Genomic DNA, 11,619 nt, shown 5'->3' with positions numbered 1-11,619 from the left:
AGATGCAGACCGTTGCGTTCTGGGTCCTGGCGGTGGCGGCCGTGGGTTTCGGCGTGGCCGTCTTCGTCGTGGACTCGATGGCGCGGGCGACGTTCGCCCTGCTGGCCTCGTTCCTGTGCGTCGGAGTCGTGCTGCTCCTGCTCGACCTGGAGTACCTCGGCGTCCTGGTGGTCCTCATGATGATCATGGAGATGCTCGTGATGGCGGTCTTCATGATCATGTACATGATGAACCCCGGCGGGCTCATGCCGATGACGATGGTGCACAACAACCGCGGGGCTCTCCTCATCTCGGGCGCCGTCTTCGCCGCGCTGGTGGCGGGCATCTTCCTCACCCCGTGGCCGCAGCGGCGCGGGACTCCGCCCGCCGACCCGACGTTCTCCGTCGGCGAGGCGATCATGGGGCCGAAGATGCTGGTGATGATGGTGATCGGCATCGCCATCCTCGCCACGATGATCGCCTCGGTGGTGCTGGCGACCGACCGGGGCCGCTACGACCGGCCGCCCGGGCGCGCGGGCGGTGCGAAGTGAACCTTGAGGTCTTTCTCGTGCTCGCCGCCGCGCTGTTCTCGGTGGGGTTGTACGGGGCGCTGTCCCAGCAGTCGATCGTGATGCTGATGATGGGCCTCGAACTCATGATCAACGGACTGCTGGTCGCGGGTGCGGCGTTCTGGTTCTACGTCGCGCCCGGAACGGCGGACGGCCAGGTGCTGGTGCTCGTGGCCGTGACCGTGATGGCGCTGGAGATGGCGATGGGGTTCGCCGTCGTCACCGCGCTCTTCCGCGCGCGCGACGTCGACATGACCGACGAGGCCGGAGATCTCAAAGGATGAGCCTCCTGGGCTGGCTCCTGCCGGCAGTCCCGATCACGACCGGCGTGCTCCTGCTCACCGGGCGCCTCGCACTCGGCCGCGGCCTGGACCGGGCGGCGCCCGCGGTCGCGGTGGGCGCCGCGCTCGGCACGCTGTGCCTGGCGATCGCGGCGGCGTTGACGCGTCCGGCCGTGCAGTTCCCGCTCTTCGGCCGGCTGCCCGCCGGGCTGGCCGTGGACGGGCTTTCCGCCGCCCTCGTCCTGACGGTCGCGTCGGTCGGTCTCGCCGTCCTGCTGTTCGCCGCCGGGGAGTTCTCCCCGGACGAGTCACGGGCGCGCTTCTTCGGGCTGATGCTGGTGTTCACCGGGGCGATGCTGGTGACGGTCACCGCGACCGACCTGGCCGTCCTGCTGATGGGCTGGGAGGTCATGGGCGCGATGTCCTACGCGCTCATCGGGTTCTGGTGGCGCGAGCCGAGAAGGGTCGGCTCGGCTGACATCTCTTTCGTCACCACGCGCGCCGGTGACCTCGGCCTCTACTTCGCCGCCGGTGCCGCCCTGGCCGGAACGGGGTCGCTGAGCCTCGACGAGCTGGCCACCGCCGAGGGTCCGTGGCGGGACCTGGTCGCGGCCGGGGTCGTCCTGGCCGCGCTGGGCAAGTCGGCGCAGCTGCCGTTCTCGTTCTGGCTGTCGCGGGCCATGGACGGCCCGAGCCCGGTCTCGGCGCTGCTGCACTCGGCGACCATGGTGGCCGCCGGTGCGTACCTGCTGCTGCGCCTGGAGCCGCTGCTGGCCGCGACCGGCTGGGCCGCGTCGCTGGTCGCCTGGCTGGGCGCGCTCACCGCGCTGCTGCTGGGAGCGGTCGCCTTGGCCCAGCGCGACCTGAAACAGCTGCTGGCGGCCTCCACCTGCGCGCAGCTCGGGTTCATGGTGCTCGGCGCCGGAACCGGCGCGGTGGCCGGAGGCACCGCATACCTCGTCGCCCACGCCGCCGTGAAGAGCCTGCTGTTCCTGGGCGCCGGCGCCTGGCTGAGCGCCCTCGGCACCAAGGACCTGGACGAACTGCACGGGGCGGGGCGCCGGTACCGGCTGGTCGGCGTCACCTTCGGCATCGGAATGCTCGCCCTCGCCGGACTTCCGCCGCTATCGCTCTGGGCCACCAAGGACACGGTGCTCAGCGCCGCCCTGGAGCACTCTCCCCTCCTGTACGCGGTCGGTCTCGCCGCGGCCCTGCTGTCCGCCGGTTATGCGGCGCGTGCGCTGTTCGCCGTGGCCCAGCCGGTCGACGCGGCGACACGAACGGACACCGAGCAGGCCGGGACACGGCACATCGGCCTGCTGGAGAAGGTGCCGCTGCCCGCACTGGCCCTCGGCTCCGCGGCGCTCGGAGTCTTCGCGCTGCCGCTCGTGCACGAGGCGTGGCAGAACCTCCTCACCGCCGGCCCGGAGCCGAGTCCCACCCCGGCCGAGCTGGTCCTCTCCAGCGTCCTGGTGCTGGGGGCCCTCACGGCGACCTGGGCTCTCCTGCTCCGTGCTCGTCGGCCCGGTGCTCGTCGGCCCGGTGGTCGTCGGCTCCGGGCGGCGTGGGCGTCCCCCGCCCTGCACTGGCTCCACCTCGAACGGCTCGCCGGGCTGCTCATCGCCCGTCCGGTGTTCGCGCTGGCCACGGCGCTCGCCCGCTTCGACGACCGGGTCATCGACGGTGGAGTGCGCGCGACCGCCGCCACCGGACGGCTCGCCGCCGGGCTCGCCGGCCGCCGGGTCGAGGTCGGGGTGGACGGGCTCGTCACCGCGGTCGGCCGGGGAGCCCGCCGGCTGGCCGATCTCGCGCGCCGTCCGCAGACCGGCCAGGCGCACACCTACTACGCGCAGGCCGCCGTCCTGTTCGCCGTGCTCATCCTCATCGTCCTCCTGGTCAGGTGAACGTGCTCTCCCTAGTGATCTTCCTCCCGCTCGCCGCCGCGCTCGGGCTCTACGCGGTGCCCAGGCTCGGCGCCCGCGCGGTGACCTGGACGTGGATCGTCGCGTGCGCCGTCGACTTCGCCCTGGTCATCGCCATGTGGATCGGGCACGGCACCAGCGACGGGATCTCCTACGAGACGAACGTGCGCTGGATCCCGACCGTCCGCGCCGGCTACCACATCGGCGTCGACGGGCTGTCGCTGCCGCTGCTGGCGCTCACCTCGCTGCTGTTCCTGTCCTGCGCGATCTACTCGCTGCGGCCGCAACGGCAGGCGCGGGCCTTCGCCGCGCTGTTCCTGTTCCTGCAGACGGTGTCGCTCGGCCTGTTCGCCGCCCTGGACCTCCTCCTGTTCTTCGTCTTCTTCGACCTGTCCATCGTCGGCATGTACTTCGTCATCGCCGGATGGGGACACGGCGACAGGATGCGGTCGGCGCTGAAGTTCTTCCTCTACACCTTCCTCGGCTCGCTCATCCTCCTGCTGGGCTTCATCGGCCTCTACCTCGGAGCCGAGCCCCACACCTTCGACATGGTGGAACTCACTCGCACGCCGCCGCTGGCCGGGTCCGCGGGGCTCGCCGGGCTCGTCCTGCTGGCGATCGGCGTCGGCCTGGCGATCAAGACGCCGACCGTGCCGTTCCACACCTGGCTCCCCCCGGCGCACACCGACGCGCCCGCCGCCGGGTCGGCGATCCTCGCCGGGATCCTGCTGAAGATGGGCACCTACGGGTTCGTCCGCATCGCGATGCCGATGCTGCCGGACGCGTGGCGCCGCTACGCCTGGGTGATCATCATCGTGGGGCTCGTCGGCGTCCTCTACGGGGCGCTGGTCGCCTACGCGCAGGAGGACCTCAAGCGGCTGATCGCCTACACCTCGGTCAACCACATGGGGTACATCATCGTGGCGCTCGGTGCCGCCGGCACCCTCGGCGACCAGGCCGCGCGGCGGCTCGCGGTGGACGGCGCCATCACCCAGATGGTCAGCCACGGCCTGATCACCGGCGCGCTGTTCCTGCTGGCCGGGGTGCTCTACGACCGGGCCGGAACCTACGACATGGGCCGCTTCGGCGGCCTGGCCGCGCGCGCTCCGCTCTTCTCCGGCCTCGTCGCGGCCGGCGCGTTCGCCTCCCTCGGCCTGCCCGGCTTCTCCGGCTTCATCGCCGAGTTCCAGATCTTCACCGGGGTGATCGGCAGCGGCGGCACCGGGCCGGTGGTCGTCGGCGGGCTGGCGATCCTGGGCATCCTCATCACCGCCGCGCTGTTCCTGCGCCTGCTGCACCGCGCGGTCCTGGGCCCGCCCGGCGAACTGACGGCGCAGGTCACCGACGTGCACCGCGGCGAACTCGGCGCGATCGTCCCGCTGCTGGCGCTCTCGGTGGTCATCGGGATCGCGCCCCGGTTCCTGCTGGACGTCATCGAGCCGGCCTCGGCCGCGGTGATCTCGCTGGTGGCCCGATGATGCGCGAGAACCCGGCGGACCTGCTGCCGGAGCTGTTCCTGCTCGGCGCGGCCGTGATCGGGCTGCTGACCGGGTCGTTCCTGCCGCGGACCCGGCAGTGGATCGTCACCGTGCTGTGCACGACCGGGCTGGTGGCCGGCCTGGTGGCCGCGGGCCTCGCCGCCCGCCGGGCGGACCTGATGACCTTCGACGCGTTCATGATCGACCCGATCACCCACGTGACGCGGATCGTCGTCCTGGCGGCGACGCTGCTGGTCGTCGTGCTCGCCGCGGGCCCGATGCGCGGGCACCGCAGGGAGAGCGAGTTCTACGTCCTGATCCTGCTGGCCGCGCTCGGCACGATCACGCTCGGCGCCGCGTCCGACCTCCTGGTGCTGGTGGCGGCCTACCTGCTGGCCAGCATCCCCGGGTACGCGCTGGCGGGCTTCGGGAAGGACGCGCCGGGCGCCGAGGCGGCGCTCAAGTACTACCTCATGGGCGCGTTCCTGGGCATCTTCATGCTCGCCGGCGTCACCCTGCTGTACGGGCTGGGGCGCGGCACGTCCTACGAGATGCTCCGCACCGAACTCGGGACGGCGCCCGGCGCCGCCGTGACGGTGGGCGTGGTCCTCCTGCTCGCCGGGCTGCTGTTCAAGGCGGGTGCCGTGCCGGCGCATTTCTGGGTCCCGGACGTCACCGAAGGCGCTCCCCCGCTGGTCGCGGCGTTCGTCACCACCGTCCCGAAGATCGGGGCCTTCGCCGCCCTCTACCGCTTCGCGGCCGAAGCCCTTCCGCCCGGTGTGGGCGACTGGCCGCTGCTCATCGCGGTCATCGCCACCGCGACCATGACCTTGGGCAACCTCGCCGCCTTCGGGCAGGACAACGTCCGGCGACTTCTCGCCTACTCCACCGTCAGCCAGGCCGGCTATCTGCTGGTGCCGGTAGCGGTGGCCGGACGCACCGACCTCGCCGAACCGGCCCTGCTGTTCTTTCTCGCCGCATACGCCATCACGAACATCGGCGCCTTCGCCGTGGTCATCGCCGTCGGCCGCGACGACCTGGCGGCCTACGCCGGGCTGATGCGACGCTCCCGGCTCCTGGCGGTATCCCTGGTGATCTGCCTGCTGGGGCTGGTGGGCACCCCGCCCACCGCCGTGTTCGTCGGCAAACTCCTGATGTTCGGCGCGGCGCTGGACGGTGACCACGCGTGGCTCGCCGTCGTCGCCGCCGTCAACTCCGTCGCCAGCGTCTTCTACTACCTGCGCTGGATTGTTCCCGCACTCTCCGGAGACTCCGACCGGGACGAGAGTCTGGACCGCACCGCCCAATGGACGGCCTACCTGGCGGCCGCGGTTTCTCTCGCCCTCGGCATAGGGAGCGGCGTCGCGCTCAGCGTCGGCTGAAAGTGCCGACAGCTCCCCGGCACGGCCGTGCTCGACACCTTTCTACTACGGTGCTTAGTACTCTGGCTTCGGGAGGGGACCGCACCCGGAGGAGAGGTGGCAGTGCACACCACGCGTCCGTCGTCCGAGGACACGGCGAAACCGCCCGCCGCTCGGATCGTCCTGGCCGTCCGAAGCCGGCCCCGGCGAGCGCTGATCCTCTCCGTCGCGGCCCTCGTCATCGTCACGGTCGCCGGCTACGGCGGCGCGGTGGCATATACCGGCGACGACGTGCCGCGGGGAACGGAGGTCTCGGGGGTCGACATCGGCGGGCTCAGTGAGCGATCCGCCGTGGCACGCCTCGATCGGAGACTCGGCCCGCGTGCTGCTCAGCCGCTCCACCTCCGGGTACAGGGACGGGACGTGACGCTCGATCCGGCGAAGGCCGGGCTGTCCCTGGATTCCCGCGCCACCGTCGACGCGGCCCTCGAAGACAGGTTCCGGTTCACCTCGGTCTTCTCCGCCGTCTTCGGCGGACGGGAGATCACCCCACAGGTCCGCATGGACGAGACCCGGTTCACCGCCGCTCTGGGCCAGATCGACAAGCGGATCGGCACGCCCGTACGGGAAGGGGCGGTGAAGTTCCGCGGCACCACACCCGAGACCGTGCTTCCGCAACCGGGCGCCGGGCTGGACGCCCGGGCGGCCGCCGCTCCGATCAAGGCCGCTTTCCTCGCGGCACTGAAGGGCAAGCCGACCACACCGGAGCTGCGGACAAGCCCCCTGCGTCCGAAGGCTGATGCCGACGAGATCCGCCGGGTGGCGGCAGGGCCGGCACGGGTTGCCGTGTCCGGGCCGGTCACCCTGGCCGTCGACGGCAAGCGGATCACGGTGGAACCGAGGAGCTTCGCTCCCCACCTGGTCTTCGCACCCGATGGCTCGGGCAAGGTGAGCCCACGCGTCGACGGCCCGGGGTTGGCGCGGAACCTGAAGACGCGGTTGCGTGCTCTTGAGCGCCCGGCTCGCGATGCAGAGTTCAAGGTCAGGTCGGGCAGGCCCCGGCTTGTTCCGTCCGTGGACGGCCGGAGAGTCGATTCCCGAGCCTTCGGTGACGCGTTCGCCGGCGCGGTCCTGCGACCGCAGGGGCGGGAGGTGACCGCTCCGATGACCGTCGACAGGCCACGGGTCACCACCGATGCGGCTCGCACGATGGGCATCAAGCAGAAGATCAGTTCCTTCACCACGCGCCATCCGTGCTGTGCGCCCCGGGTCAAGAACATCCACACCATCGCAGAGATCCTCGACGGCTACATCGTCCGGCCCGGCGAGACCTTCTCCCTCAACGGAATCGTCGGCAAGCGCGACAAGGCGCGCGGCTTCGTCGAGGCGCCGATGATCCTCAACGGACGGTACGTCGACGATGTCGGCGGCGGAATCTCGCAGTTCGCGACGACGATGTTCAACGCCGTCTTCTTCGGGGGGCTGCAGGACGTCCAGCACACCCCCCACTCGTACTACATCTCCCGCTACCCGGCTGGACGCGAGTCGACCGTCTCCTTCCCGCAGCCGGACTTCCGGTGGCGCAACGACTCCCCGTACGGCGTCCTCGTCGATACCGCCTACACCGACACCTCCCTCACCGTGAGCTTCTGGAGCACCAAGCGCTACGACATCGAATCGAAGAGTTCGGAGAAGTACGCGATCAAGAGCTTCGAGAGCGAGACCGAGTCGGGGCCGAAGTGCATCCCGATGCCCGGGGCCGAGGGTTTCAAGATCGACGTCTGGCGCATCTTCCGGCAGAACGGCAAGGAGGTACGCCGCCAGAAGTTCCACACCACCTATGAGGCCGAGCCCCGCGTCACATGCCGGTAGCGAGCGGCGGCCTGCGTCCCGTCCACGGCCGGTTCTCCGGCACAATGTGCGCAGGACGGAGGTGGCGCGTGGCCGGACTGGGCGGAGCACTCGAACGTTCGATCATGGACGTGCTCTGGGATGCGCCATCCCCGCTGCGGGTGCGTGAGCTGCTCGCGAAGCTGAACGCGGACGCCGACAAGGCCCTGGCGTACAACACCGTCCAGACCGTGGCCGAAAGGCTGGCGCAGAAGGGGCTGCTGCGGCGCACCCCGGACGGCGTGGCATTCCGCTACACCCCCACCCGCGCGCGGGAGGAGTACGCGGTCGAGTTGATGCTCGACGCGCTGACCGAGTCCGACGATCACGGGAGCATCCTGGCGAGGTTCGCCGAAGCCGTCCGGCCCGAGGACGCGCGCCACCTGCTGGACGCCCTGCGACGCCGGACGTCCGACGAGCAGGGGGGATGACGGCGTGCTCTACCTCGTGATCGGCCTGGTCTGCACGGCGGTCCTGCTGAGCTGCCTGGCGGGGCCCGCCCTCGACCGGCTCCGCCGCCCCGCCGCGCATCCGCTGATCGCCATCTCCTGCTGGTTCGCGGCGCTGGCCGGCATTCTCATCGCCGGCATCGGGATCGTCGCGGTGGCGTTGCTGGCGCCGCCGGCGCCGGGGCACGGTCTGCTGGAGTGGCTGCGCAACTGCCTGCCGCACCACGGCGACGAGGCGATCATCATGGCGGCCGCCGCGAGCCTGGTGCTGCTGACGGCCTGCTGCTCCAGGCTCGCCCGCAGCCTGCCGCGGCTCAGCCGGGCCGTGCGGCACCGGCGCCGGCACTGGGAGACGCTTCGGCTCGTCGCCAGGGCGCATGGGCGGCACGACGACGTGCTCGTCCTCGACCACCCCGTTCCCGTGGCGTACTCGCTGCCCGCCCGGGAGCGCGCGATCGTGGTGAGCACCGGTACGCAGGAGATCCTCACGCCCGAAGAGTTCTGCGCGGTCCTGGTCCACGAACGGACCCACCTGCGTCAGCGGCACCACACGATGCTGCTCGTGCTCGACCTCGCCTACGCGCTCCTGCCCTGGTTGCCGACCGTCCGCCGCGCAAGGAAGACCCTGCCCCTGCTACTGGAGATGGCCGCGGACGACGCGGCGGCCCGGGCCTGCGGGAGGCGCACGCTCGTCGACGCCCTGTACCGGCTCGCGGCGACACCGGGTGTGGCGGGCGCCCTCGGCGCCGCGGGTCCCTCCACGGGGGCGCTGACGGAGCGAGTGCTGCGGCTGGAGTCCGCCGCAATGGGGAAGCCGTCCCGGGTCGTCCGGGCGGCCGCCTCCGCCTTCGTCGCCACCGCCGTCGCTACGCCTCTCCTGGTCGCCGGCGCGACCATCGTGCAGTTGTCCGAGATCTGCTGAGGCATTCCCTGACCGGGCCGGTCCCGAGCAAACCGCTGAGCCTGCAGAGCCGGTTCGTCGTAGTCGGCCACTCGGGGCGGCGGATGAGGGGTCACGACCGCTGTCAGGTGGTGTCCCGCGGCTTCACGACCTTGAGCGCCGCCCGCAGGGCCTCGCTCTCCTCCGATGACAGGTCGGACAGGAAGTGCACGAGCGCTGCGGCCTGGTTGTCGCTGGTCGCGAGCGCCTCGCGCATGAGCTTGGCGGTGTAGCCCTCTCGCGAGGCCACCGCCTCGTACTCATACGCACGCCCCACGCGCTTCCTGCGCAGCCACCCCTTCTTGTGCAGGTTGTCCATGACGGTCATCACCGTGGTGTAGGCGATCGACCGCTCGCGCTGGAGGTCTTCAAGGACCTCGCGGACGTTGGCCGGGCGGCCGTAGGACCACATCCGGTCCATTATCGCGGCCTCCAGGTCGCCGAAGCGCTGCCCGGCCATGATCTACCGCCTTCCGACGTCCCGCCTGCTGGATCGGCCCTGCATACGAGAGCCCATAGTAGTTTTCCCTCAGTGGCTCGTGCGGAGACGCGGAAAGCGGGCCGGGCCCTTCTTGGACTGGGCGAGGGAGCCGCGGCCGGCCGCCCACCCGCCACCGTGGTCGCGTCCAGGGGGATCGCCATGCAGCCGGCCACCGTTCGCGCACGGGGCCCGCAGCACCGAAGACGTGGGCCGCACCGCGCGAAACCATCTACGAGACCAAATACTAGGAAACTTAGTAGGATGCGAGCGTCGGTGGTGCTGCCGGTGCGGGAACGGGGAAGGCCCCAGAGGTGCGCCTACATGGTGGAATTTGGCGCAAGTACGACCCGAAGAACCTTTATCCGGTGCGTTCGGGAGAGCGGGTGCGGCTGTCGTCCGTCAACCGGAAGCTGCCAGGACTGATCGGAGGCCGACATGAAGCCGCGTTTCCGGCGCACCCGTGCCGTACGTCCGTTCCACGCGCCGGCACTGATCGCCGGCGCGATCGTCCTGGCGGCCTGCGGCACCGAAGCCGATGACGCCACGGCCCCCGCTCCATCCGCCAGGGCGGAGATCGGGCACATCCACGGCGTCGCCATGGATCCGGCCGACGCATCCGTCTACGTCGCGGCCCACTTCGGCGTGTTCAAGATCGAGTCCCCCGGCCGGGTCAGTCGCGTAGGGCCGAACCGGCAGGACACGATGGGCTTCGCCATCGTCGGCCCCGGCACATTCGTCGCCAGCGGCCACCCGGCGGAAGCCGACGCGAAGAAGGGTGCTCCACCCCATCTCGGCCTCATCCGATCCACCGACGCCGGGCAAACGTGGACCACGGTCTCCGAGGCCGGCGAGGCCGACTTCCACGCACTCCAGCAGGCGGGACAGACCCTCTACGCCTATGACAGCCAAACCCGGCGCGTCCGGCACAGCAGTGACGGCGGACGCAGCTGGACACTAGGCGAACGCCTCGCTGTGAACGACCTCGGTGCGTACAAGGATCGTCCCGAGGAGGTCTATGCGGCCACACCCGAAGGGCTCCGGAAGAGCGACGACTCGGGAGGCACCTTCGAGGCCGTCAGTGACGCACCCGTCCTGACGCACGTGGACGTGGTGGACGGCAAGACGCTCATCGGCGTGGCCCCGGACGGGCGGATCCACGTCAAGGCAGGTGACGTCGGCTGGCAACGCCTCGGCCGGCTGCCTGACGGTCAAGCCGCCGCGTTCACCGCCGTCGGCTCCCGGCATCTGCTGGCCGGCACCGAGGACGGCAGCGTGTACGAGTCCCGCGACGGCGGCCGGACGTTCGACGTCCTCTACGGCGCCCGCTGAACATCTGTGCCGACGCGCGCGGGCCTGCCACCGTGAAGATCATCATCAGCGGCGGGTTCAGGGCCGGCCAGACCACGCTGAGCAGAAGACCCTAGACAGGCAATTAGCTAATTGCCATAATGCTCGGATGCTGGATGTGGAGCTGGTGAAGGCGCTGGCCAACGACAAGCGCCTGCTGATCTTGGAATGGCTGCGCGACCCGGAGCGGCACTTCCCGCCGCAGCGCGACGGCGACCTGGTCGATGACGGGGTCTGCTCGCTGTACATCGCCCAGAAACTCGGGGTGAGCCAGCCGACCTGCGGTGAGCACCTGCGGGTGCTCGCCCAGGCCGGGCTGGTCCGCGGCAAGAAGATCAAACAGTGGGTGTTCTACCAGCGCGACGAGGACCGCATCACCCAGGCCAAGGAGCTGCTGAGCAGTGAATGGTGAACCGGACGCCGCGATCACGACCCCCGACGCGGACCAGGCGGGGCTCTACGAACGGCTGATCGCCGACCTGGACGGCGCCGGGGCGCGCTACCGGCTGATCGACCACCCGCCCGAGGGACGCACCGAGATGGTCAGCGCCCTGCGCGGGAACGACGTCGCCCAGGCCGCCAAATGCCTCATCGTCATGGTCAAGATCGGCAAGAGGCAGACCCGGTACGTGCTGGCCGTGGTGCCCGGCGACGCCCGCCTGGACCTGCGGGCGGTCAAGGAGCTCCTGGCAGGCACCTATGCCGCCTTCGCCGGCCGCGACAAGGCCGAGGAACTGGCCGGCAGCCCGAGCGGCACCGTCCTGCCCTTTAGCTACCACCCCAAGCTGGAGATCATCGCCGACCCGGCACTGTTGCAGGCACCGGAACTGTTCTTCAACGCGGCCCGGCTGGACCGCTCGATCGCCCTGCGCACCGACGACTACCTCCGCCTGGCCGCCCCCCGCCTGGCCCCCATCACCGC

Annotated in this window: 12 protein-coding genes; 11 read left to right on the top strand and 1 reads right to left on the bottom strand. The window is 70.7% G+C overall.

Annotated elements, in window-relative coordinates; genetic code table 11:
- Window positions 1-2 precede the first annotated feature (2 nt).
- From E1289_RS23335 to E1289_RS23300, 8 genes are all read left to right on the top strand, one after another.
- Complete coding sequence (locus E1289_RS23335) at window positions 3-530, top strand: NADH-quinone oxidoreductase subunit J (RefSeq protein ID WP_131983616.1); 528 nt, start codon at window positions 3-5, stop codon at window positions 528-530.
- Window positions 527-832 (top strand): NADH-quinone oxidoreductase subunit NuoK, encoded by a 306-nt coding sequence (gene nuoK / locus E1289_RS23330; protein ID WP_131983614.1) that lies wholly within the window; start codon window positions 527-529, stop codon window positions 830-832. Before E1289_RS23335 ends, nuoK begins: the two co-directional genes overlap by 4 nt.
- Window positions 829-2,733 carry a proton-conducting transporter membrane subunit gene (locus E1289_RS23325; protein WP_131983612.1) on the top strand — a complete coding sequence of 635 codons (1,905 nt, stop codon included), beginning with the start codon at window positions 829-831 and terminating at the stop codon, window positions 2,731-2,733. The genes nuoK and E1289_RS23325 overlap by 4 nt, the downstream gene beginning before the upstream one ends.
- Window positions 2,730-4,229 carry an NADH-quinone oxidoreductase subunit M gene (locus E1289_RS23320; RefSeq protein WP_243713090.1) on the top strand — a complete coding sequence of 500 codons (1,500 nt, stop codon included), beginning with the start codon at window positions 2,730-2,732 and terminating at the stop codon, window positions 4,227-4,229. The genes E1289_RS23325 and E1289_RS23320 overlap by 4 nt, the downstream gene beginning before the upstream one ends.
- A complete protein-coding gene (locus E1289_RS23315) occupies window positions 4,226-5,611 on the top strand; it encodes an NADH-quinone oxidoreductase subunit N (RefSeq protein ID WP_207929103.1) in 1,386 nt (461 codons plus the stop codon). The genes E1289_RS23320 and E1289_RS23315 overlap by 4 nt, the downstream gene beginning before the upstream one ends.
- A 27-nt stretch (window positions 5,612-5,638) precedes the next feature.
- Window positions 5,639-7,462 (top strand): VanW family protein, encoded by a 1,824-nt coding sequence (locus E1289_RS23310; protein ID WP_131983610.1) that lies wholly within the window; start codon window positions 5,639-5,641, stop codon window positions 7,460-7,462.
- 68 nt (window positions 7,463-7,530) lie between these two features.
- Window positions 7,531-7,911 (top strand): BlaI/MecI/CopY family transcriptional regulator, encoded by a 381-nt coding sequence (locus tag E1289_RS23305; protein ID WP_131983608.1) that lies wholly within the window; start codon window positions 7,531-7,533, stop codon window positions 7,909-7,911.
- Window positions 7,912-7,915: 4 nt separating this feature from the next.
- Window positions 7,916-8,851, top strand: coding sequence for a M56 family metallopeptidase (locus E1289_RS23300; RefSeq protein WP_131983606.1), 936 nt, complete (start codon window positions 7,916-7,918; stop codon window positions 8,849-8,851).
- 103 nt (window positions 8,852-8,954) lie between these two features.
- On the opposite strand, the gene E1289_RS23295 is transcribed toward E1289_RS23300, so the two are convergent.
- Entirely contained in the window at window positions 8,955-9,329 is a 375-nt protein-coding gene (locus E1289_RS23295) for a BlaI/MecI/CopY family transcriptional regulator (RefSeq protein WP_131983604.1), read from the bottom strand.
- A gap of 456 nt (window positions 9,330-9,785) precedes the next feature.
- Here E1289_RS23295 and E1289_RS23290 point away from each other — a divergent pair, with 456 nt between their 5' ends.
- From E1289_RS23290 to E1289_RS23280, 3 genes are all read left to right on the top strand, one after another.
- The gene (locus tag E1289_RS23290; protein WP_131983602.1) at window positions 9,786-10,679 is read left to right on the top strand and encodes a F510_1955 family glycosylhydrolase; all 894 of its coding nucleotides are present in this window, start codon (window positions 9,786-9,788) and stop codon (window positions 10,677-10,679) included.
- Between the two features lie 127 nt (window positions 10,680-10,806).
- Complete coding sequence (locus E1289_RS23285; RefSeq protein WP_131983600.1) at window positions 10,807-11,109, top strand: helix-turn-helix domain-containing protein; 303 nt, start codon at window positions 10,807-10,809, stop codon at window positions 11,107-11,109.
- Window positions 11,099-11,619 (top strand): YbaK/EbsC family protein (locus E1289_RS23280; RefSeq protein WP_131983598.1); only part of this gene is annotated, 521 nt, incomplete at its 3' end. The genes E1289_RS23285 and E1289_RS23280, both read left to right, overlap by 11 nt.

Source organism: Actinomadura sp. 6K520, from assembly GCF_004349245.1.
Classification (GTDB): domain Bacteria; phylum Actinomycetota; class Actinomycetes; order Streptosporangiales; family Streptosporangiaceae; genus Spirillospora.
This window is presented reverse-complemented; position numbering and strand designations above follow the sequence as displayed.

Coding starts and splice junctions, on each gene's coding strand:
- E1289_RS23335 (WP_131983616.1), top strand. CDS start 3: ATGCAGACCGTTGCGTTCTGGGTCCTGGCGGTGGCGGCCGTGGGTTTC.
- E1289_RS23325 (WP_131983612.1), top strand. CDS start 829: ATGAGCCTCCTGGGCTGGCTCCTGCCGGCAGTCCCGATCACGACCGGC.
- E1289_RS23315 (WP_207929103.1), top strand. CDS start 4,226: ATGATGCGCGAGAACCCGGCGGACCTGCTGCCGGAGCTGTTCCTGCTC.
- E1289_RS23295 (WP_131983604.1), bottom strand. CDS start 9,329: ATGGCCGGGCAGCGCTTCGGCGACCTGGAGGCCGCGATAATGGACCGG.
- E1289_RS23290 (WP_131983602.1), top strand. CDS start 9,786: ATGAAGCCGCGTTTCCGGCGCACCCGTGCCGTACGTCCGTTCCACGCG.
- E1289_RS23285 (WP_131983600.1), top strand. CDS start 10,807: ATGCTGGATGTGGAGCTGGTGAAGGCGCTGGCCAACGACAAGCGCCTG.